A 21,280-nucleotide genomic window follows, 5' to 3' on the forward strand; every position below is an offset into this window, starting at 1 on the left:
GACCCTATCAAATAGTGGAAGGATGAATCTTGATCGTGAGGGATTCTCTTCGTAAATGCAAGCGCGTAACGTTCGACCTCAATCTGGATCGCGGCAATCCGCTGCAAAGACCGGAGAAATTCAACGAATAAGGAGGTTGTCGTGAGCGGCTTATCCAGCACCCCAGAAAGTGCAGCAACGCCCGCCGTCGCATCGCGCGGCAAGATCGTCATGATGGCGGTCGTCGCAGGCGCAGTGATCACAAACATCTACTGCACGCAGCCGATCCTGCCGCTGATCGCAGCGGGTCTGCGGGTCAACATCACAACGGTGGATCTCGTCGCAGCGGCGGCGCTGCTCGGCTTCTCGACCGGTCTCGCGTTGCTGCTGCCGCTTGGCGACCGCTTCGACCGGCGCAAGCTCGTGCTCACTCAAATCGCGCTCGCACTCGTTTTCGCGGCGACAGCGGCGGTGGCGCCCGGTATCTGGGCACTGATCGCGGCTTCGTTTGCGCTTGGCATCGTGAGTTGCGTGCCACAGCAGCTCGTGCCCTTCGCCGCCGTCATGTCGTTGCCGAGCGAGCGGGGGCGTAACGTCGGCACTGTCGTGAGCGGCATCATGGTCGGCATCCTCGTCGGCCGCACGATCGCGGGCGCAATTGGCGCGGCGTGGGGCTGGCGCGCGGTGTACGGCGTGGAAGCCGCGTTCATGGTGCCGGTCTTTATCGCCGCCGCTGCGTTGCTGCCGAAGGGCGTGCCCTCCACGAATCTTTCGTATGGACGTCTGCTTGCTTCGCTGTGGCCGCTCGTTCGCGACAATCGCCCGATTCGCGAATCGATGATCATCCAGGCGCTGCTGTGGGCCTGTTTCAACGCCTTCTGGGTCAATCTCGCGGCGCTGCTCAAGAGCGGGCCGTGGCACCTCGGCAGCGCGTGGGCGGGCGGCTTCGGCATCATCGGCGCGGCCGGCGCGTTCGCCGCATCGCTGGGTGGCAATGCCACCGACCGCGTGGGCTTTCGCAAGGTCATCGGCGCGAGCATCGTCATCGCGACGCTCGCCTACGTGCTTCTTTCCGGCGCGGCCACGTCGCTCACGCTGCTGATCGTGGGCGTGATCGTGCTCGATATCGGCGTGCAGTCCGGTCTCGTTTCTAACCAGACACGCGCTTTCTCAGTCGATCCGAAAGCACAAGGCCGAATCAACAGCCTCTATATGACGGCCACGTTTTTCGGCGGCGCAGTCGGTGCGACGGTCAGCGGCTGGCTCATGAGCCGCTTTGGCTGGTCGGGCATCGTCGCCTTCGGCGTTGTGCTCGGAATTGTGGCTTCCGCTATCCACTGGATCGGTGCGCCTCGCGGGTCCGCGGGCCGGATCCCATCAAACGCAGATTGATTCAAGGCATCGAGAATCTGCTTGCTGGAATCCGCCGCGGTTAGGGGCGATGCCAGCTTCAATACTGGAATTATCATGATTGGCATCGTGCGCGTCGCGCTGAAACGGCCTTATACATTTGTCGTTCTGGCCGTGTTTATCCTGATCGTCGGCGTTTTGTCGGCGTTTCGTACCCCTACGGATATTTTTCCTCCGATCAATATCCCGGTGATTAGCGTGGTATGGCAGTACACGGGGCTTTCGCCCGACCAGATGGAAGGTCGCGTGATGGCTCCGTATGAGCGGGTGTTGACGACCACCGTGAATGGCGTTCAGCACATCGAAGGCACGTCGCTTACCGGCTACGGCATCGTCAAAATCTTCTTTCAGCCTGGCACCAACATTGGTACCGCGAATGCGCAGGTGACCGCCATTTCGCAGGAGATTTTGAAGCAGCTGCCGCCCTCGGCGACGCCGCCGTTCATTATCAATTACAACGCTTCGACCGTTCCGATTATCCAGCTCGCGCTTTCGGGCAAAGGCCTCTCGGAACAGAATCTGGCGGACCTCGGAAAGAACCAGTTGCGGCCGATTCTCGCGACCGTGAACGGCGCTGCGATCCCGTTTCCGTTTGGCGGCAAGGACCGCCAGGTTCAGATCAACATCAAGCCGTCCGAACTCGAAGCGCGCTCCTTGTCGGCCGAGGACGTGCTCAATGCGTTGACGGCGCAGAACCTCGTGACGCCGGTCGGCACCGAAAAGATCGGCAACTACGAGTACACGCTGCAGCTGAACGACGCGCCGGAGACGATCGCGGCCATTGCGAACCTGCCGATCAAGTCCGCCAATGGCACCGTGGTGCACATGCACGATGTGGCTGACGTGACCGACGGCAGCCCGCCGCAGCCCAATATCGTTCACGTGGAAGGCAAGCGTTCGGTGCTGCTCACCGTGTTCAAGAACGGTTCGGCATCCACATTGTCGATCATCGGCGGCATTCGTCAGAAGGTTGCCGACGCGAAGGCCTCCTTGCCGGACGCGCTCCAGATCGACGCAATTGGCGACCAGTCGATCTTCGTGCGGTCTGCAATCAAGGGCGTGGCGCGCGAGGGCTTGATTGCCGCCTTGCTCACGAGCGTGATGATCCTGCTGTTCCTGGGTAGCTGGCGCTCGACGATCATTATCGCGACCTCGATTCCGCTCGCGATTCTCGGGTCGATTTCGGTGCTCTCGGTGCTCGGCGAAACGCTCAATATCATGACGCTCGGCGGGCTCGCGTTAGCGGTGGGGATTCTCGTGGACGACGCCACCGTGACCATCGAGAACATCAACTGGCACCTGGAGCAAGGCAAGGACGTCGAAAGCGCGATTCTCGACGGCGCGGCACAAATCGTGACACCCGCGTTCGTCTCGCTGCTTTGCATCTGCATCGTGTTCGTGCCGATGTTCTTCCTGAATGGCGTGGCGAGGTTCCTGTTCGTGCCGATGGCCGAGTCGGTGATCTTCGCGATGATTTCCTCGTTCATTCTCTCGCGCACGCTCGTGCCGACGATGGCGAAGTACCTGCCGAAGTCCCATGCGAATGAGCAGGGACATCACGAGTCTGCCGGCGTGTGGGCGCGCTTTCACCGCGGATTCGAGCAGCGCTTCGAACGCGTGCGTGCGAACTATGCCGCGATGCTCGAACGGGTGCTGGAACGTCGCCGCACGTTCGTGATTGGCTTCTTTGCATTCGTCGTGGCGTCGTTCGCGTTGATGCCGCTGCTCGGGCGCAACTTCTTCCCGGACGTCGATGCGGGCCAGATCCTGCTGCACGTGCGTGCGCCCGTGGGTAAGCGTGTGGAGCGAACCGCCGAGATCTTCGCCGAGGTGCAAGCGCAGGTGCGCGCGACGATCCCGCCGTCCGAACTGGGCACCGTGGTGGACAACATTGGACTTTCCACCAGCTCCATCAATACGGCCTACAACAACACGGGCACTATCGGCCCGCAGGACGGCGACATCCAGATCTCGCTGAAAGAAGGCCATGGGCCGACGGCCGCTTATGTGCGCAAGCTGCGCGAATCGCTGCCGCGCGCGTTCCCCGGCGTGACGTTCTCGTTCCCGCCCGCGGACATCGTGAGCCAGATCCTGAACTTCGGTTCGCCCGCACCGATCGACCTGCAGATTCGCGGCAACAATCTGCCGGCCGACTTCGCCTACGCGAACTCGTTACTGCGTCAGATCCGCCACGTGCCCGGCGTCGTCGATGCGCGCATCGAGCAATCGCAGGCCAATCCGCAATTCAACATCGATGTTGATCGCGACCGCGCATCGCTTCAGGGCCTCACCGAACGCGATGTGACCAACAGCCTCGTGGTGCACATGGCGGGTTCGAGCCAGATCGCCCCGACCTACTGGCTCAACGCGGCCAATGGCGTGGAGTATTCGATCGTGCTGCAGACGCCGCAATACAGCGTGGATTCGCTCTCGTCGCTCGTGAATCTGCCGGTGAGCGGCGGGGCCGAGGCCAACGATGGGCAAATTCTCGGCGGGGTCGCGAGCATTCACCGCACGGCCAGCAACGAAGTGGTGAGCAACTACAACGTGCAGCCGATGGTCGAGGTGTTCGCCACGACCCAGGGCCGCGATCTCGGCGCCGTCGCCGCCGACATTCGCCACATCGTCTCGGCCAATGCCAAGGAAGCACCCAAGGGGGCGAAGGTCGTTCTGCTTGGCCAGGCTCAGACGATGAACAACGCCTTCGGCGGGTTGTCGTTCGGGATTCTGGGCGCGGTTGTGCTGATTTACCTGCTCATCGTCGTCAATTTCCAGTCGTGGTCCGATCCGCTCGTGATCGTGGCGGCATTGCCTGGTGCGTTGGCCGGCATCGTCTGGATGTTGTTTGCGACGGATACCACGCTCTCGGTGCCCGCACTGACCGGCGCAATCATGTGCATGGGCGTGGCTACGGCCAATTCGATTCTGGTGGTGAGTTTCTGCCGCGAACGTCTGACCGAGCACGGCGACGCGTTCAAGGCTGCATTGGAAGCCGGTACGACCCGGTTTCGGCCGGTCCTCATGACGGCACTCTCGATGATCATCGGCATGGCGCCGATGGCATTAAGTCTTGGCGAGGGCGGAGAGCAAAACGCGCCGTTGGGCCGAGCGGTGATTGGCGGACTGCTGTTTGCCACTGCTGCAACGCTTTTTCTCGTGCCCGCTATTTTTTGCATGATCCACTCGCGTCGGGGTCGCACATCGACGGCCGCGCAGTTTACCGGAGATTCGATCCATGTCCTCTGAACCCACAACACGCGCCGCACTCGCGCAGCGTCAGCTTTCTTTAACAGGCATTGTCGGCGGTGCGCTCGCCGTCCTCATCGTGGCTGGTGGCGTCTCGCTTCGCATGAAGCATGAGCATCAACTCAAAGACTGGACCGAGGCGCAAGCCGTGCCGTCCGTGAATGTCGTCGTGCCCGCGCCGGAGGCGCCGGGCGGCGCGCTGGACCTGCCCGGCAGACTGGAGGCCTTCGAAAGCGCGTCCATCTATGCACGAGTGAGCGGATACCTGAAATCGTGGAGCGTCGACATCGGCACACCGGTGAAGGCAGGCCAGACGCTCGCCGAGATCGAAACGCCCGAACTCGATCAGCAGTTGATCCAGGCGAAGGCCGACCTCGCGAGCGCGCAAGCCGATGCCGCGCTCGCGAAAACGACCGCGGCACGCTGGCAAAGTCTTCTGGACTCCGATTCAGTATCGCGCCAGGAGGTCGATGACCGCACGCAGGACTACGTGGCGAAGCAGGCCCGCGTGGCGGCAGCGCAGGCCAATCTGGACCGGCTGGTCGCGACCAAGAGCTTCGCGCGGATCGTCGCCCCGTTCGACGGCGTGATCACTGCACGCAACACCGACGTTGGCGCATTGATCAATGCGGGCGGCGGTACGGGGCCGCAACTCTTCTCTGTATCGAGCGTGGACAAGCTGCGCGTGTACGTACGCGTGCCGCAGGAATACGTGCCGGCGGTCAAGCCCGGTGGAACTGGCACCTTCACCGTACCGGAGTATCCGGGCAAGACATTCACCGCCACGGTGGTGGGTCAGGCCGACTCGGTGAACGCCGCATCGGGCACGTCGCTCGTCCAGCTGATGGTCGATAACCCCGGTCATTTGCTGTTGCCGGGCGACTTCGTGAATCTGCATTTTTCGCTGCCGGCGCGCGCCAACGCACTGCGGGTGCCGGCGAGCGCGCTGATATTCGACAACCGGGGGCTGCGGCTGGCCACTGTCGATCGCAGCGACACCGTTCACTTCAAACCCGTTTCGATCGTGCAGGACCTCGGCAACGCGGTCGATATCGGCTCGGGGCTGGCGCAGAGCGACCGCGTGGTCGACGCGCCGCCCGATGGTCTTGTCGAAGGCGACCATGTTCAGGTGATCGCGCCCACGGCCAAAGGTGACAAGCATGACTAGGTATCTGAAACTCGCCACGCTGGTGAGTGCCGTGGTGCTCGCCGCGTGCTCGCTCGCGCCGCACTACGAGGTTCCGGAAACACCCGTGGCGGCGCAGTACCAGACCCAGGGACCATGGACCGTGGCCAGCCCCGCTGACCAGCTCGATCGCGCGGGATGGTGGAAGCTGTACAAGGAGCCGGAACTCGACGACCTCGAGCAACGGCTGATCGCGAATAACCCCGACCTGAGCGCGGCGCTGTTTCACTATGAGCAGTCGCAGGCGTACATCAGGCAGGTCAAGTCGCAGATGTACCCGCAGGTTTCCGCTGTGGGCAATGTCCAGCGCGACCGTGAGTCGGACTCGCGGCCGTTGCGCAGCCCGACTGGGCCGACCGATTACAACTCAGCCACGCTGGGTGTCGAAGTCGACTACGAAGTGGACCTTTGGGGACGCGTGCGCGATTCCGTCGCAGCAAGCAAGGACGAAGGGCAGGCGTCGAAGGCGGATCTCGCCTCGACGCAGTTGAGCCTCGAAATCGAGCTGGCCCGAAGCTATATCGACCTGCGGGGTCTCGATCAGCAGATTCAGCTGATCGAGGGGACCCAGGAGGCGTACCAGAAGGCGCTCGACCTGACCCGCAACCGGCATGGCGCGGGCATCGTGTCGGGTCTCGACGTGGCGCGCGCCAGCAACCAGTTGTCATCGGTCCAGTCCGAACTCACCCAGATCAAGGCAAGGCGCGCATTGCTCGAACACGCGGTGGCGGTGCTGGTCGGCGCTTCGCCTTCTGAGTTCCAGCTCGCACCGAGTACCGATTCGATCGCGTTGCCCGTGATTCCGGTCGGGGTGCCGTCGACGTTGTTGCAAAGGCGGCCTGACGTCGCCGCAGCCGAGCGGCGCATCGCGGCGGCCAATTCAAAAATTGGCGTGGCGCGCGCGGCGTATTTCCCGACGCTCACGCTCAGCGCGCAGGGCGGCGTGCAAAGCTCGGTGCTCGGCAATCTGCTCAGTCTTTCCAGTTCGTATTGGGCGATCGGACCGTCGCTGGCGGTGTATCTGCTGGACGGCGGCAAGCGCCACGCGCAGCTGGATTCGGCGAAGGAGGCCACGGCGGAGGCAGGGGCACGCTATCGCAGCGTGGTGCTGGCGTCGTTCCGGCAGGTGGAAGACAACCTCACGTTGCTCGACGATCTGGGCACCGCGACGAATCAGCAGCAGGACGCCGCCAATGCCGCCCAAACCGCGCTCAACCTGGCGCTCGCGCGCTATCAGCGCGGCGCGGTGAGCTACCTGGATGTGGTCGAGGCTCAATCGGCCGAGCTGGAATCGCAACGCAGTGTCATCGCGCTTCGCACGCGGCAACTGGATGCGAATGTCGACCTCATTCACGCGCTCGGCGGCGGCTGGACCACGGACGACCTGAAGGACCGGTTGAATTTCATACAACAAGGACAGCAACGTCATGAACCTGCTTGACATGATCGATTTCCCGAGCAATCTGCGCGATCTGGATGAGCGTGAGCTTCAGCGCCTCGTGGACGAGGTTCGGGAATTCGTGATCGAAAGTGTGTCGAGTACCGGCGGCCACCTGGCATCGAACCTCGGTGTGGTGGAGTTGTCGGTTGCCCTTCACTATGTATTCGACACGCCGCAAGATCGCCTGGTGTGGGACGTGGGGCACCAATGCTACCCGCACAAGATCCTGACGGGCCGAAAAGCGGCCATGGCAAGCGTGCGGAAAGTGGGCGGGATGGCCGGTTTCCCCGCGCGCGAAGAGTCGCCTTACGACGCGTTCGGTGTCGGGCACGCCGGCACGTCGATTTCGGCGGCGGTCGGCATGGCCCTGGGCCTGCGCGGTCGGGACGCCCGCGTCGTTGCGGTGATCGGCGATGGCTCATTGTCCGCGGGGATGGCGTATGAAGCGCTGAATCACGCAGGGTCCTGCGAAACGCTGCCGCTGACGATCGTTCTGAATGACAACCGCATGTCGATTTCACCGGCGGTCGGCGGACTGAATGATCATCTCGAGGCGCTGGTTACGCGCTGGCGCGACGAAGCGAACGTCCCCATATCCACGCTATTCGAAACGCTAGGTCTGGACTACGTCGGTCCCATCGATGGCCACGATATGGCGAATCTACTCGCCACGCTGCGGGACGCGAAGACACGCAACCGGCCGCACGTCATCCACGTGGTGACGAAGAAAGGAAAAGGTTATCGACCTGCGGAACTGGAGCCCGTTGCGTACCACGGGCCGAGCCCGTTCAAACCCGATACCGGGTTGGTGCGCAAGAAGGGCGGCAAGCTGACCTATAGCCAGGTATTCGGTCAATGGTTGTGCGACGCGGCGGCAACGGATGAGCGCATCTTCGGCATCACGCCCGCGATGAGCGAAGGATCCTGCCTGACCGGATTCGAGCGTCGTTATCCGGATCGCTACATCGACGTGGGTATCGCAGAACAGCACGCCGTCACGCTGGCGGCCGGCCTCGCCGTTGAGGGAATGAGGCCCGTCGTCGCCATCTACTCGACGTTTCTTCAGCGCGGCTATGACCAGCTGATTCACGACGTCGCCCTGCAGAATCTGCCGGTTCTGTTCGCGCTCGACCGCGCGGGGATTGCCGGGGGCGACGGCGCCACGCATCTGGGTGCGTTCGACATCGCGGCCCTGCGTTGCGTGCCGAATATGGTGGTGATGACCCCGTCCGACGAAAAGGAATGCTATCGCATGCTGAACACCGGCCTTGCGTGGCCTGGACCGTGCGCCGTGCGATACCCGCGGGAGACAACGGGATCTGAAGTCATTGAGCAGACGAAAGAAACACTGCCGCTCGGAAGAGGCGTGGTTTGCCGCGTCTCCGGCAAGCGGGACAGCGCGCGGGTGGCGTTTCTCGCGTTCGGGCCCTTGCTCTCGGTCGCGATGGAAGTCGCAAGGGAGATCGATGCGACCGTGGTCGATATGCGCTTCGTCAAACCGCTCGATGAAGACTTGTTGCTGACGGTTGCCAACGAGCACGAGGTGATCGTGACGATCGAAGAAGGCACCGTGCTCGGCGGAGCGGGCGCCGCATGCGCCGAGCGGATCGCGGCGGAAGGGTGGGCCGTACGTATGCTGCGGCTCGGACTTCCCGACGCCTTTGTCCCGCACGGCGACCGTGCCGAACTGCTCCGTTTGAATGGTCTGGGAGTCGCAGGCGTGCGGGAAGCCGTCCTGGCGTTCACCGAAGCGGTAGACCTGCTCGACCCGGTTGAATGACTGCCCTGTGCCTCCGGTTTGGGTTACGCGATGTAAAGAGTGAATTGAGGCTGGCCTGGTTGGTGGCATGGGGCGTTGATCCTATAGTTATCGAGACTGGATATCCAGACAGAGAGGTGAAAAATGAAGTTCGCGATGAAAACTGAAATCCGCCCGGACGATCTTTCGACGATCGTCCATGCGATGAAGTCGGTGGACGCCGACGCGAAGGTCGATGTCGATGTTGGCGCGCAAACCGTGAGCGTCGATTCGTGGTTGATGCCCGAAGAGTTTCTGGTTGCGTTCTACGACGAGGACATGGATGTCGGCATTGCCGAGTGGTAGGAAACAGTCAGCCGTCAGCCACGGTGGCCCGGATGCGACGCATCCTGGCCCATAAACAGCCGTATTGCTGACGCGCGCCGCTTCAATCGTTGTCAGAATTCTTGGAACCCTTTCTCACAGTATTTCCAGGCGCACGTCAAAAGAGTGCCGGGTGGACTGTGCTTCATGCGGAGAACCCGCTGACGCTGTCGTCCACGAGCTGGTAGGGGACATACGCTGTTCTTGAGTCGGAAGGGAAATGATCCGTTGTGTTTGGCCGCTGACCGCATCAGCGCCCGTTTCCGTGCGAGCCTCGTATGTCCCAGAACCCGAATATTGCTCCAGAAAGCTCCCAGAAAGCGCCACTTCCCGGCGAACCGATGTCGGGCGCCGACATCATCTTGCGCGTACTTAGCGAACAGGGTGTCGATACCGTGTTCGGCTATAGCGGCGGCGCGATCCTGCCGACCTACGACGCCGTGTTCCGTTTCAACGAACTGCACGCCGACAAGCCCGAGCGTCAGATCAACCTCGTCGTACCCGCCAACGAACAGACCGCCGGCTTCATGGCCGCGGGATACGCGCGCGCGAGCGGAAAGGTCGGTGTGTTCATGGTGACGTCCGGTCCCGGCGCGATCAATGCGGTGACACCGATTGCCGATTGCAATGGCGACTCGGTCCCGGTGGTTCTCATCTGCGGGCAGGTGCCGCGTGCCGCGATTGGCAGCGACGCTTTCCAGGAAGCGCCGGTGTTCAACATCATGTCGGCGTGCGCCAAGCAGGTGTTTCTCGTTACCGACCCGGACAAGCTCGAACAAACGCTGCGCACGGCGTTCGAAGTCGCGCGCACCGGCCGTCCCGGGCCGGTTGTGGTGGATGTGCCCAAAGACATCCAGAACTGGACCGGCACCTGGCAGGGGCACGGCACGCTGGCGTTTCGCGGCTACTCCGACCGCCTTCGCAAGGTGGCGAAGGGAGCACGTCTCGAAGCGGGCAAGCGCGACGAATTCTTCGATCTGCTGGCGCAAAGCAAGCGCCCGCTGCTGTATGTGGGCGGGGGCGTCATTACCGCTGGCGCCACCGCGGAATTGCGCCTGTTCGCCGAGCGCTACCGCATTCCCGTGGTCAACACGTTGATGGGGCTCGGCACGATATCCGTGAAGCACGAATTGGGGCTCGGCATGCTGGGCATGCACGGCGCGGCTTGTGCGAACTACGCGGTGGAAGATTGCGACTTCCTGATTGCCGTGGGCGCGCGATTCGATGATCGGGTCGCGGGTGGCCGCCCCCATGCATTTGCACCGCGAGCACGGTATGTCGCGCACGTCGATATCGACGAAGCCGAAATCAACAAGGTGAAGCGCGCGCACTGGACTCATGTGGGCGACGCGAAAGACGCGTTGCTTTCGCTGATGCAACACGAAGCGCACGTGCAAGCGCCTTTGGCGTGGCTCGACCATATCAAGGAGCTGAAGCAGCGCTACGGCATGAATTATGACCGCGCGAGCCCGCTCGTTCAGCCGCAGTTCGTGGTGGAAAAGCTGAGCGAGATTACCGGCGGCCGGGCTATCGTCACCACGGGCGTGGGCCAGCACCAGATGTGGGCTGCGCAGTTTTTCGATTTCGTCGAGCCGCGCAGCTTTCTCACGTCGGGCAGCATGGGGACAATGGGCTTTGGCCTGCCCGCTGCAATCGGCGCCCAGATGGGACGCCCGGATGCCCTCGTGATCGACATCGACGGTGACGGCAGCATGCGCATGAATATCGGCGATCTGGAGACCGCGACCACGTATGGCGTGCCGGTCAAAGTGCTGCTGTTCAACAATGTCGGTGACGGGATGATCCGGCAGTGGCAACGTCTTTTCTACGACGGGCGCCTGTGCGTGAGCGACAAGTCGCTTCATCGAAAGGACTTTGTCATGGCCGCGCGTGCCGACGGGTTCGAATTCGCGCAGCGCGTCGAGGTCCTGAGCGAAGTCGAGGAAGCACTCCGGGCTTTCGTGGCGTTCGACGGTCCGGCTTTCCTCGAAGTCATGATCGATCAGGATGCCGATGTGTTTCCGATGGTTGGGCCCGGCATGAGCTATTCGGAGATGATCACCGGCCCGTTCATCCCGTCGAGGGATGGCGAGGAGTCGGGGGGCGCGCGTGCAGGTCATCAAGCGGCTTCTGACATGTTCTAGGCCAGCATGGCAACGCCACTCTGCTTGTGAAGAGCCTTTCGTCTTTCCGCCATGTAACAAAAGAAGTTCTGGCTACGGCGTTTATCGAGTGAGGCCAGAAACCTATAGTCACTCTGATGGCTGGGAGCGATGCGGGGCATGGGGTCCTGCGGGCCCCGCGTTGTCTCTTCACTTGAGCGAGCAAGAATGAAATTGATCTATGTTGGCGATCCGATGTGTTCGTGGTGCTATGGCTTTGGCAAAGAGCTGTCGGCGCTCGTCGCGCGCGTGCCGGACCTGAAACTGGAAATCGTGGTCGGCGGTATTCGCGCCGGGGCGACCGATGTTCTCGATGCGACCGGCAAGCGTTTCCGGTTGCAGCACTGGCAGCGCGTCGAAGCACTGAGCGGCTTGCCGTTCAACCGCGAAGCGTTCATGGCGCGTGAGGGGTTCGTCTACGATACCGAGCCGATTTGCCGTGCCGTTGTAGCGGCGCGCCGCTTCGCCAGTGGCGACGCCTTGCTTTCGGTGTTCCGTGCGCTTCAGAACGGCTTCTACGTGCAAGGGCTGGATACGACCGACGGTCGCGTGCTGAGCGATATCGCCGTGACCGCGCTGGATGCTGTAGGCGTTCAGGTAAGTGCCGACGCGTTCTACCAGGCGTGGGAAGCAGCGGAAACGCAGGAAGAAACGCAGCGCGATTTCGCCCGTGCGCGAGCGCTTGGCGTCGCGTCGTTCCCGACCTTGATGCTTGAAGAACAAGGCCGGACGTACGCCGTGCATTCGGGCTATGCGAGCGTCAACGTACTCGAAGAAAGGCTCAATGAGATCGAGGGGCCGCTTGCCTGATCGTTTTGATCCGGGTTGTTCGAAGCGAGGCTGCGCAAGCGATTGCGCAGCCCGCTTCGAATTGACGGACCGAGTCGGGAATCAATAAGGAGTGTGATGCAATGAACGACAGCAACGAAATCGTCGAACTCGTGCAGCGCTATTTCGATGCCACCTGGCGCGGCGATGTGGAACAGCTGAGAAAGGTGTTCGACGCGCGCGCGATCGTGGCGGGGGAGGTGAATGGCCAGCCCTACTACAAGACGATCGACGAGTATCTTGCGGGTGTGGCAATCAGGAAATCGCCGGCCGAATTGGGCGAACGGGTCGAAACAGAACTGCTGATGCTCGATGTCCAGCAGAACATCGCGACGGCGAAACTGCATGCGCGCATGCTGGGTTTCAATTACTACAATTATTTTTCGATCATGCGCCAGCGCGACAGATGGCTCGTCATCACGAAGACGCTGACTAACGTGCAATAAGCGGCCGCCACGCGCCCGCGCCCCGGCGAGCCATCGAGGCCGGGGCGCGGGCAATGCTCAACCGCTTAGTGACCTGCGCTCTGGCCGCCGTCCACGTGCAGGATCTCGCCGGTCACGAACGGTGCCGAGTCGAGATAGAGGATGGCGTTGACGATGTCGCTCATTTCGCCCATGTGACCGACCGGATGCATCGCGCCGAGCGCGGCGTGCGTTTCGGGAGCATGCATCGGCGACTTGATGATCCCAGGCGAAACCGCGTTGGCACGAATGCCCGCGCGCGCATATTCGATTGCGAGCGAGCGCGTCGCAGCGTTCAAACCACCCTTGGTGAGCGAGGCAAGAACGGACGGGACTTTGCTGTTCGCCTTGTCGGCAAGCGTGGTGGTGACGTTCACCACGTGGCCGCTGCCGTGCTTCTGCATCGCTTCAATCGCATATTGCGTGATGTGGAAGAAGCCGTTCAGGTTGACGTTCAGGATTGCGGCGTAGTCGTCGGCGGTGTACTGCGTGAAGGGCTTCGCAATGAAAATGCCCGCGTTGTTAACGAGCGTATCGACACGGCCGAAGTGCTCGATGGCGGCGTCCACCACGCGGCGAGCCGTGGCGGCGTCGCCGATGTCGCCGGCCACGGCGACATAGTCGGCCTCAGCGGCCGGCGTGATGGAGCGGGCCGTGGCGACCACGCGATGGCCCTGCGCGCGGAAGGCCTTGACGGTTTCGGCGCCGATGCCTTGCGATGCTCCGGTGACGATGACGACCCTGGAAGTGCTCATTGTGTGTCTCATAGTATGGGTAAGTCGGCCGGGTGGCCGTTCGAATCGATGGATCCGATGGAGAACCACTGTAGGCGTATCCGTTGCGAGTGCGAACACACACCATGGACAAAGAGTCTTGCGCCACGAGAACAAATCGCGGCGGGATGGCGGGGCTGCGCTCGTGGCGATCACTCAGGCAGCTGCCTCGGTCGTGTGGGACTGTTGGCGGTATTGCCGGGGAGTGAGCTTGAGGCGCCGCTGAAACACCATGCGCATGTGCGCGGCGTTATGAAAGCCACAGTCGAACGCGACGGTTTTCATCGGAACGTTGCGCTCCTCCAATAGCCGCTTTGCGGCACCCACACGAACCTGGTCCACGAATGCGGAAGGGGTCGTGTGGAGATACTTCGCGAAGATTCTCGACAGCGTGCGCCGGCTCACGTAGACCGCCTCGGCGAGCTGCTCTATCGAAAGCACATCGGAAAGATGGTCGTCGATATGGCGATGTACTTTTCCGATAATCGAACTTTCATCGCCTGGAGGCGCAACGTAAGGATGACGTTGGTAGGGCTCGCTTTGCAGCTTGGCGCCGAGACGTCTTGCCACCTGTTCGGCGAGCTTCTGGCCCCAGTCTTGCGCGACGAGCGCGAGGCCCAGATCGAGTCCGGCGGTCGTGCCGGCAGACGAAATCAGGCGTCCATCGCGAATCAGGTTCTTGTCAGGACGTATGCGGGCACGCGGGAATTCGCCGGCCATACGGCTCGCGTCGGTCCAGCGCGTGGCAATCTCCCTGCCATCGAGCAGACCGGCGCGCCCGAGCAGCCATGCGCCGTTGCAGACGCAGCCGTATCGCTTCGACTCGAGTGCGCGGCGCCGCAGCCAGTCCAGGAAATCCGGTCTCGGCCCGTCGTGCGTGGCGTGTGCGGAGCCTGTCACCAGCAGCACGTCGATGTTCGCGCGAAAGTCCCCATAGACCCACGGCACGCAAAGCTGCATCGCGTTCGAGCAGGCGACCGCGCCTGCGTGCTCGCCAACGAGGGGCACCTGATACTGGCGCGTCTCGCCGAGCAAACGGTTCGCTTCGCAGAACACGTCGAGCAGGCCTGCGATATCCATGGCCTGTACACCGTCAAGCACCACAATAGCGACTTTCATTTTGCACACCCAACCTGAGCAGTGATCCCGATAGCGCGATGGCCCACTGGAAAAAGGTTAGGCGTGCAGCGCCAGGCTGACCATTCTCCGAATGGCTGAAGCTGCATCTTGCCGGCATGTGGTCCCTCATACGCAGGGATGAGCCGCGTAGGTCCCAGGCGTGGTACGCGAAAAAGAGCGAGGCTGAAAAGTATGATTTATGTGGGTGCCTGCTTCAAAGGAAGTCATCGCCCACGGTGTGCAAGCGGTGGCGATAAGTCTTGCTATTGCTTACCATATGGCGAGCATCGGCACTTTTTCGCCATCACGAACTTTTCGAAGATCGAGCGATGAAACACGATAGCGTTGGGACGCGAAGTGAACAACTACCGGACTCGCTCGTGTACGTGATCGACGACGACGAGTCCATTCGTGGTGCGCTGACCAGTCTGCTCATGTCAGTGGGCATCGAGGTGCGGGCGTTCGAATCGGCTGACGAATTTCTCGCCGTGCAAATGCCGGACGTGCCGAGCTGCCTCATTCTCGACATCCGGTTACGCGGCGAGAGCGGCCTCACGCTTCAGCAGGAAGCCTTCAAGGAGAGCATTCGATTTCCCATCGTCTTCCTGACGGGACATGGCGATATCGGCATGACCGTCAAGGCGATGAAAGCGGGCGCTTTCGATTTCATGACGAAGCCATTCAAGGACCAGGATCTGCTCGACACGATCGCCGCCGCGCTCAAACGCGATGGCGAATTGCGGCGCCAGGCGAGGCTCGTCGCGGGTATTCGTCAAGCATACGATTCGCTCACGGCGCGCGAGCGCGAAGTCATCGGTCTGGTCTCGGAAGGTCTGTTGAACAAGCAGATCGCGGACCTGCTGTGCCTGAGCGAGGTCACGGTCAAGATCCATCGGGCCCAGGCCATGCACAAACTCAATGCGCGCTCCGTGGCCGAACTCATCAAGAAGTTGCAGCAGGTGCAGCCGGCTCCGCAGAGCGCCAGATAGGCATTTTGCATTCGCTGCGCCATGGCTGCCTGCGTCGGCGCACGGATCTCGCCCCGCTAATACGCACTGTCACAAGAATCATCCGATAGTGTGATTGCTGCCCCCTCGGCGCGCCTGTACTTTGCAGAAAGATTCTACCTTTCTGCCTCATTTCGATGGCCACCGGACCCCAGATAAAACCAGCGCGGCCGCCTGCGACGATCGGCATGGTGGACGACGATGAATCCGTCCGGATGGCGCTGTCCAGTTCGCTGCGTTCGGCAAGCTGGAACGTGATCGACTACGCATCCGCACACCATCTTCTGGACGATACGCGCCGCTCGACACTGAAACTCGTCGTCGCCGATATCCAGATGCCGGGCATGGACGGCTTTGCGCTGCTCGAGTCGATCAAGCGATGGAAGCGTCCCATCCCCGTCATTTTCGTGACGGCGTATGTGACCGAGGACGTGCGCGAGCGCGCAAAAAATAACGGCGCCGCCGGTTTTTTTTCGAAGCCCGTGGATGACGCAGGACTTCTCGCACGGATTAGTGAATTGCTGAAAAAGTGATGCGGCCGAACGCCTGAAATTCGGGCGCTGCCGGGCCTGGCGAAACGGCGGCTATGCCGGCCGCCCATGCAGGCCATCCGGATGTATTAGACGCGCACGCGGCTGCATAGGACATCACACCACATCGGACGATACCGTCGCGCGGCTTGCGCGCCTACGCTTTGAATCGTCGGGCAGGGCAAAACACTTGTGAGGTGCGAGATGGATCAGCTTTACATGTTGCGTGCATTCGTCGCCGCTGCGCGGTATCAGAGTTTCAGCAAGGCCGCCGAGTCATTGAATGTGACGACTGGGTCCGTGTCGAAAGCGATCGCAAAGCTCGAAGAATGCGTCCAGACGCGAGTCTTGCTCAGGACTACGCGGTCCGTTTCCTTGACGGACGCCGCGCAATCGTACTACCTGATTTGCTGCCGTCTGCTCGAAGAACTGGACGAAGCGAATCGGCGCATTGCGATGGAGCACGAGGTCAATGGCGGAAAGTTGCGGCTCGTCGTGCACCCCACACTGGTGAACGGCGCGTTTTCGCGGTTGATGCGGCGCTATCGCGCCATCGCTCCTCATGTGAGTCTGGTGGTTTCCGTTGAGGACCACGTCACGAATCTGTTCGACGGCCGTTTCGATATCGCCATTCTTCCGCCTCAGCTCGTCGAGCAGTCCACCGTGATTCGCCGCACGCTATTGCGCTCGCCACGCATTCTCGTAGCCGCGCCCGCGTATCTCGAGCAATACGGTGTGCCGGAATCCACTGCGGAGCTCCCCAACCATTTTCTGCTCGTCGATCCGGAAACGAGAAAGAAGAGTGCGGACTTCATCGAACTTCATGAGGGCGGCCGGAAAGTGAGTATTTCGCCCAATTCGTCGATGGAAGGCAACGACGTGCTGCTGCGCGCGGCAGCGCTCGACGGCACCGGCATTGCCACGCTGCCTGAAACCATGATTCGCGAAGATATCGATATGGGACATCTCGTGCACGTCCTGCCGGAATGTACGGCATCCGATAGCCGCGTTGAACTATGCCTTTTTTATGCTCACCGTGAACTGATCCCGGCACGGCTCAGAATGTTCGTCGACTTTTGCATCGAGTTCTTTCGGGCGCCTGCGAAGGCGGGTACCGATGACGTCATACGCATACCGCAATCGATGAAGCGAAGTGAAGCTCTCGCGATGATGTCGTGACGGCTTGCCGCGAGAGGCAAACGAATTCGTTCTACGCCGAAGAGGTAGCGATGTCTTACGTATTGCACAACTGGATATTCGTTGGCAGTACTGCTTATGACGAATACACCTTCGTTCCCTGGCTCAACAGGAATGTCTATCGCCGCACGGTGGATTTGAGCCGTGTTTGTCTGCTGTGAGCGTCCGCATGTTGTGCGCGAGCCGGATTCTCGATACTCCCATGGAATGGAAGGATCATTCCCGCGGTTGCAGGATTCTCTTGAGTAGTGAAAGTGATTAATCTGGCCAGGCTGTTTCCCCGGAGGCGTCGCCTCCATCACCTTGCTAGAGAGATTGAAATGAAATTGCTTACTGCTGTCCTCTTCGCCTGTTCGCTGTCGGCCAGCTTCGCTGTCCATGCCGAATCCGTCGCTCCCGCGCAGACGGATGCTCAACAAACGGCCCAGACCAATACGTCCCGGGCGAATACGTATCAGGCGCCGCAGCGTCCGGCCAAGACGCAGGCACGGGACGCCAAGACCTGTGTGGGCCCGGCGAGTTTCTGCAACCTGTTCTTTGGCAGTTAAGGTCGCTATGGGTTGGTGCCGCGCGCATCGATCGAGCGCGATTGTGCACACACATCGGGATGAACGAGCAGTTCGCCCAGTGTGCGGATCGCTTCATCGATGCGCGCCGACCAGGGATGCCCGTAATTGAGCCGTATGCAGTTTTCGAATGCGCGTGACGCGGAAAAGAGCGGGCCGGGCGCGACACTGATCCCGCGTTCGATCGCGAGACGATGGAGCGCCATGGCGTCGATGCGCTCGCGAAACGTGAGCCACAGAAAATAGCCGCCCTCGGGCCGCGTGTACTGTGTGCCTTCAGGCAGCCACCGGCGAATCGCCTCGATCATCGCATCGCGCTGCGTCTGCATGGCCAGCCGGATCTTCTTCAAATGACGCTCGTAGCCGCCATGCTCGAGGTAGTCGGCAATGCCGGCCTGGGCGGGAATGCTGGCCGAGATCGTCGTCATGAGCTTCAGGCGCTGCACGCGTTCCGCGAAGCGCCCAGCGCTCGCCCAGCCTACGCGATAACCCGGCGCCAGGTTCTTCGAGAACGAGCCGCAGTGCATGACGAGGCCACGCCGGTCGAACGCGATGGCCGGCGGCGGATAGTTCGGCGCGTAGTGCAACTCGCCGTACACATCGTCTTCGATGAGCGGGACTTCGTGCTTCGCGAGCAGCTCGACTAACGCTTCTTTCTTCGCCGCCGACAACGTGACGCCCGTGGGGTTCTGGAAATTCGTCATGAACCAGCAGGCACGGATGGGGTGCTTGTCCAGCGCTTGCGCCAGCGCGTCGAGGTCGAGCCCGGTGGCGGTATCCACGGGAATTTCGACTGCCCGCAGGCCGAGCCGTTCGATCGCCTGAAGCGCCGCGTAAAAGCCCGGTGATTCCACGGCGACGATATCGCCGGGCTGCGTGACCGCCATCAGGCAAAGATTGAGCGCTTCCAGCGCGCCGTTGGTGATGATGATGTCCTCGGCCGGCTGCGAGATGCCAACCCGCATGTAGCGCAGCGCAATTTGCCGCCGCAGGTTCTCGTTGCCGGGCGGCAGATCGACCACCGTGCTCCACGGGCTCACGCTGCGCGCGGCCTGGCCGAGCGATTTCGCCAACCGCGACAGCGGAAACAGCAATGGGGAAGGGAAGGCGGAGCCGAGCGGCACGATACCGGGGCGCTTGGCGGCGTCGAGCACCGAGAACACCAGCTCGCTGATATCGACGGTGGCGGACTCGCCTGTCGTTGCTCGCGAGTCCGTCTTGCTGGGCTTGGAGAGCGGCGCGACGTAGTAGCCCGAACGTTCTTCAGCGCGCACGAGGCCCCACTGCTCGAGCACGTAGTAGGCACGCGCGGCCGTGGACTGACTGACACCGTGCTGCGCAATGATTTGCCGCAGCGACGGCATGCGCGAGCCCGGCTTCAGGTTGCCGGAGCGAATCTCGGCGGCCATGCTTTGCGCGAGGCGTTCGTAGCGTGTCATGCGTGCCGGTTCTTCCAAAGAGGTCATGGGTGGACTCGTGCTTCGAGCGATTTTCTCATGGTGCGCACGACCGCGAATCCGATCTGCTACGGTCAATTATGCGTCGACTGCTTCTATACGCGCTTGCTGGGAGGGCGGATCATTGCGGCCAGTGCGCATCGCAGTCCGGGTCTGTTCTCCCGGGATGCGCCGGGATAACTGCGCGAGTGCCTGGATCATCACCTAAACCCGCAGAGCTTGCGGCTCTTTTTGCCTGTAGCGTGGCAAGCCTTTCGCCCCGGTGCGCGAGTACCGGGGCGTTTCTTTGGTGTGCCGAGCATGCACAACAGCTTGGGGGTGAAAGTCCCCTGTCCAGCCTGATGGGGCGAAGGACCAGTGAAACGCAAGGGCGTCGTCGCGAGGCGGGGTCTGAAGGAAGCGTGTAGCAAAGTCACGACCTGACGAACAGAAACCTGATATGAGGCCTACCCGGTCGGACGAGCGAGCCAATGATCGCGAAGTCCTCCACCATCAAAGGCTGGGGTGGTAAATCAGGCGGGTGTGTGGTGAAGGCGGTTGTGCTTACCTCGGGAGGCCTGCCCGGTGTCCTGGAATCAGGACTGCGAGAGCATTGGCCGACGATACGGGCCTCACTGCTCGAAGGCACCTACCAACCCCAGCCTGTGAGACGGGTCGAGATACCCAAGCCGGACGGAGGAGGCGTGCGCAAGCTCGGCATTCCTTCTGCGCTCGACCGGCTCGTTCAGCAGGCGGTGTTGCAGGTGCTGCAAAGGCAGTGGGACCCGACGTTCTCGGACTCCAGTTACGGATTTCGTCCGGGACGCTCGGCACATCAGGCCGTGGCGCGCGCGCAGGGCTACATCCAGGCGGGACACCGCTGGGTGGTCGACCTGGATTTGGCGCAGTTCTTTGACCGCGTGAACCACGATATCCTGATGAGCCGGGTGGCAAAGCGGGTGAGCGACAGGCGCGTCCTGAAGCTGATCCGCTCGTTCCTGACGGCAGGAGTGATGGAGCACGGGCTGGTTGGTGCAACGGACGAAGGCACGCCACAAGGCGGTCCCCTGTCGCCGCTGTTATCCAATCTGATGCTCGACGATCTTGACAAGCTGCTTGAGCAACGCGGACTGCGGTTCGTGAGGTACGCCGACGATTGTAACGTCTACGTACGCAGCGAACGCGCTGGCCAGCGCGTGATGATGGGCCTCAAAGCCTTCCTCACTGGCAAGCTCAAGCTGACGGTCAACGAAGCGAAAAGCGCGGTCGCGCCACCACACACGCGGAAGTTTCTGGGTTTTACCTTCTCGAACCGGGAACAGGCTAAACGGCGCATTGCACCCAAAGCACTGGCTCGCTTCAAGGAGAGGATCAGGGAACTGACACAGCGCACCCGAGGCGTCAGCGTCGACCAGATGATTGGTACGCTGAAGCGGTATCTCACGGGCTGGCGTGGCTACTTTGGTTTCTGCGAAACCCCAAGCGTGTTGAAGCGCCTCGATGAATGGATTCGTCGCCGAATCCGCTGCTTCTTCTGGAAGCAGTGGAAGCGTGGCCGGACCCGTTTCAAGGAACTGACTGCCCGCGGGGTTAGCCGTGATCTAGCCGCTCAGACCGTTGGATCGCCGCACAATGCGTGGCGGCTTAGTTGCAGCCCCGCGCTGAGTCTCGCACTGCCAAACCGGTATCTACGCTCTCTTGGACTTCCCTCCGTCGGTCCAGTCGGCTAACTGATCCGAGCCGCCGTGTACGGACCCGTACGCACGGTGGCGTGGGAGGGGTCGGGCCGCGAGGCCTGCCCCTATCCCGATTCG

The 21,280-nt window shown here is 61.8% G+C and carries 17 protein-coding genes and 1 pseudogene; 15 read left to right on the forward strand and 3 right to left on the reverse strand.

The features are described 5' to 3' along the window. Window positions 1–141 precede the first annotated feature (141 nt). The 9 genes from BFD71_RS19655 to BFD71_RS19695 all read left to right on the forward strand — a co-directional run bounded on the left by BFD71_RS19655 (window position 142) and on the right by BFD71_RS19695 (window position 12,820). Window positions 142–1,371: an MFS transporter gene (locus tag BFD71_RS19655; protein WP_069265953.1), complete on the forward strand. Its 1,230-nt coding sequence runs from the start codon at window positions 142–144 to the stop codon at window positions 1,369–1,371. A gap of 75 nt (window positions 1,372–1,446) precedes the next feature. Then, window positions 1,447–4,635 carry an efflux RND transporter permease subunit gene (locus BFD71_RS19660; protein ID WP_069265954.1) on the forward strand — a complete coding sequence of 1,063 codons (3,189 nt, stop codon included), beginning with the start codon at window positions 1,447–1,449 and terminating at the stop codon, window positions 4,633–4,635. After that, window positions 4,625–5,803, forward strand: coding sequence for an efflux RND transporter periplasmic adaptor subunit (locus tag BFD71_RS19665; protein ID WP_069265955.1), 1,179 nt, complete (start codon window positions 4,625–4,627; stop codon window positions 5,801–5,803). The genes BFD71_RS19660 and BFD71_RS19665 overlap by 11 nt, the downstream gene beginning before the upstream one ends. Beyond that, window positions 5,796–7,262 carry an efflux transporter outer membrane subunit gene (locus BFD71_RS19670; protein ID WP_069265956.1) on the forward strand — a complete coding sequence of 489 codons (1,467 nt, stop codon included), beginning with the start codon at window positions 5,796–5,798 and terminating at the stop codon, window positions 7,260–7,262. The genes BFD71_RS19665 and BFD71_RS19670 overlap by 8 nt, the downstream gene beginning before the upstream one ends. Beyond that, window positions 7,249–9,042, forward strand: coding sequence for a 1-deoxy-D-xylulose-5-phosphate synthase (dxs, locus tag BFD71_RS19675; RefSeq protein ID WP_069265957.1), 1,794 nt, complete (start codon window positions 7,249–7,251; stop codon window positions 9,040–9,042). Before BFD71_RS19670 ends, dxs begins: the two co-directional genes overlap by 14 nt. A gap of 123 nt (window positions 9,043–9,165) precedes the next feature. Next, entirely contained in the window at window positions 9,166–9,366 is a 201-nt protein-coding gene (locus BFD71_RS19680) for a hypothetical protein (RefSeq protein WP_069265958.1), read from the forward strand. Window positions 9,367–9,662: 296 nt separating this feature from the next. Then, the gene (gene ilvB, locus BFD71_RS19685) at window positions 9,663–11,528 is read left to right on the forward strand and encodes a biosynthetic-type acetolactate synthase large subunit (protein ID WP_083245344.1); all 1,866 of its coding nucleotides are present in this window, start codon (window positions 9,663–9,665) and stop codon (window positions 11,526–11,528) included. A 129-nt stretch (window positions 11,529–11,657) separates the two neighbouring features. Further along, window positions 11,658–12,356, forward strand: coding sequence for a DsbA family protein (locus BFD71_RS19690; protein WP_370684289.1), 699 nt, complete (start codon window positions 11,658–11,660; stop codon window positions 12,354–12,356). Window positions 12,357–12,457: 101 nt separating this feature from the next. Next, complete coding sequence (locus BFD71_RS19695) at window positions 12,458–12,820, forward strand: nuclear transport factor 2 family protein (protein WP_069265961.1); 363 nt, start codon at window positions 12,458–12,460, stop codon at window positions 12,818–12,820. 65 nt (window positions 12,821–12,885) lie between these two features. Here the strand turns inward: BFD71_RS19695 and BFD71_RS19700 are convergent, their stop codons facing one another. Both BFD71_RS19700 and BFD71_RS19705 read right to left on the reverse strand, forming a co-directional pair. After that, window positions 12,886–13,593: an SDR family NAD(P)-dependent oxidoreductase gene (locus BFD71_RS19700; RefSeq protein ID WP_069265962.1), complete on the reverse strand. Its 708-nt coding sequence runs from the start codon at window positions 13,591–13,593 to the stop codon at window positions 12,886–12,888. 174 nt (window positions 13,594–13,767) lie between these two features. After that, window positions 13,768–14,730, reverse strand: a complete 963-nt coding sequence (locus tag BFD71_RS19705; RefSeq protein WP_069265963.1) for a GlxA family transcriptional regulator — start codon at window positions 14,728–14,730, stop codon at window positions 13,768–13,770. Window positions 14,731–15,059: 329 nt separating this feature from the next. Between BFD71_RS19705 and BFD71_RS19710 the strand changes: the two genes are divergently transcribed. From BFD71_RS19710 to BFD71_RS19725, 5 genes and pseudogenes are all read left to right on the forward strand, one after another. Continuing rightward, the gene (locus BFD71_RS19710) at window positions 15,060–15,719 is read left to right on the forward strand and encodes a response regulator transcription factor (RefSeq protein ID WP_069265964.1); all 660 of its coding nucleotides are present in this window, start codon (window positions 15,060–15,062) and stop codon (window positions 15,717–15,719) included. A 206-nt stretch (window positions 15,720–15,925) separates the two neighbouring features. Beyond that, window positions 15,926–16,270, forward strand: coding sequence for a response regulator (locus BFD71_RS19715; protein WP_176732913.1), 345 nt, complete (start codon window positions 15,926–15,928; stop codon window positions 16,268–16,270). Between the two features lie 216 nt (window positions 16,271–16,486). Continuing rightward, window positions 16,487–16,600: pseudogene (locus BFD71_RS42850) on the forward strand (LysR family transcriptional regulator); the annotation flags it as partial. A gap of 177 nt (window positions 16,601–16,777) precedes the next feature. Continuing rightward, on the forward strand, window positions 16,778–17,446 hold the full coding sequence (locus tag BFD71_RS19720) for a substrate binding domain-containing protein (RefSeq protein WP_370684293.1): 669 nt from the start codon (window positions 16,778–16,780) through the stop codon (window positions 17,444–17,446). Between the two features lie 338 nt (window positions 17,447–17,784). Then, a complete protein-coding gene (locus BFD71_RS19725) occupies window positions 17,785–18,012 on the forward strand; it encodes a hypothetical protein (RefSeq protein ID WP_069265966.1) in 228 nt (75 codons plus the stop codon). Between the two features lie 5 nt (window positions 18,013–18,017). Here BFD71_RS19725 and BFD71_RS19730 read toward each other — a convergent pair whose 3' ends face one another. After that, window positions 18,018–19,469, reverse strand: coding sequence for an aminotransferase-like domain-containing protein (locus BFD71_RS19730; RefSeq protein WP_069266000.1), 1,452 nt, complete (start codon window positions 19,467–19,469; stop codon window positions 18,018–18,020). Between the two features lie 488 nt (window positions 19,470–19,957). Here BFD71_RS19730 and ltrA point away from each other — a divergent pair, with 488 nt between their 5' ends. Next, entirely contained in the window at window positions 19,958–21,196 is a 1,239-nt protein-coding gene (ltrA, locus tag BFD71_RS39200) for a group II intron reverse transcriptase/maturase (RefSeq protein WP_083245346.1), read from the forward strand. The last annotated feature ends 84 nt before the right edge of the window (window positions 21,197–21,280 follow it).

Source organism: Paraburkholderia nodosa (assembly GCF_001718195.1).
Taxonomy (GTDB): domain Bacteria; phylum Pseudomonadota; class Gammaproteobacteria; order Burkholderiales; family Burkholderiaceae; genus Paraburkholderia; species Paraburkholderia nodosa_A.

What these genes read in the sequence shown, in the direction of transcription:
- ilvB (WP_083245344.1), top strand. Translation starts at nt 9,663, where the DNA reads ATGTCCCAGAACCCGAATATTGCTCCAGAAAGCTCCCAGAAAGCGCCA.
- BFD71_RS19710 (WP_069265964.1), top strand. Translation starts at nt 15,060, where the DNA reads ATGAAACACGATAGCGTTGGGACGCGAAGTGAACAACTACCGGACTCG.
- BFD71_RS19670 (WP_069265956.1), top strand. Translation starts at nt 5,796, where the DNA reads ATGACTAGGTATCTGAAACTCGCCACGCTGGTGAGTGCCGTGGTGCTC.
- ltrA (WP_083245346.1), top strand. Translation starts at nt 19,958, where the DNA reads ATGATCGCGAAGTCCTCCACCATCAAAGGCTGGGGTGGTAAATCAGGC.
- BFD71_RS19705 (WP_069265963.1), bottom strand. Translation starts at nt 14,730, where the DNA reads ATGAAAGTCGCTATTGTGGTGCTTGACGGTGTACAGGCCATGGATATC.
- BFD71_RS19680 (WP_069265958.1), top strand. Translation starts at nt 9,166, where the DNA reads ATGAAGTTCGCGATGAAAACTGAAATCCGCCCGGACGATCTTTCGACG.
- BFD71_RS19700 (WP_069265962.1), bottom strand. Translation starts at nt 13,593, where the DNA reads ATGAGCACTTCCAGGGTCGTCATCGTCACCGGAGCATCGCAAGGCATC.
- BFD71_RS19715 (WP_176732913.1), top strand. Translation starts at nt 15,926, where the DNA reads ATGGTGGACGACGATGAATCCGTCCGGATGGCGCTGTCCAGTTCGCTG.
- BFD71_RS19695 (WP_069265961.1), top strand. Translation starts at nt 12,458, where the DNA reads ATGAACGACAGCAACGAAATCGTCGAACTCGTGCAGCGCTATTTCGAT.
- BFD71_RS19690 (WP_370684289.1), top strand. Translation starts at nt 11,658, where the DNA reads ATGCGGGGCATGGGGTCCTGCGGGCCCCGCGTTGTCTCTTCACTTGAG.
- BFD71_RS19660 (WP_069265954.1), top strand. Translation starts at nt 1,447, where the DNA reads ATGATTGGCATCGTGCGCGTCGCGCTGAAACGGCCTTATACATTTGTC.
- dxs (WP_069265957.1), top strand. Translation starts at nt 7,249, where the DNA reads ATGAACCTGCTTGACATGATCGATTTCCCGAGCAATCTGCGCGATCTG.
- BFD71_RS19730 (WP_069266000.1), bottom strand. Translation starts at nt 19,469, where the DNA reads ATGACACGCTACGAACGCCTCGCGCAAAGCATGGCCGCCGAGATTCGC.
- BFD71_RS19665 (WP_069265955.1), top strand. Translation starts at nt 4,625, where the DNA reads ATGTCCTCTGAACCCACAACACGCGCCGCACTCGCGCAGCGTCAGCTT.
- BFD71_RS19725 (WP_069265966.1), top strand. Translation starts at nt 17,785, where the DNA reads ATGAAATTGCTTACTGCTGTCCTCTTCGCCTGTTCGCTGTCGGCCAGC.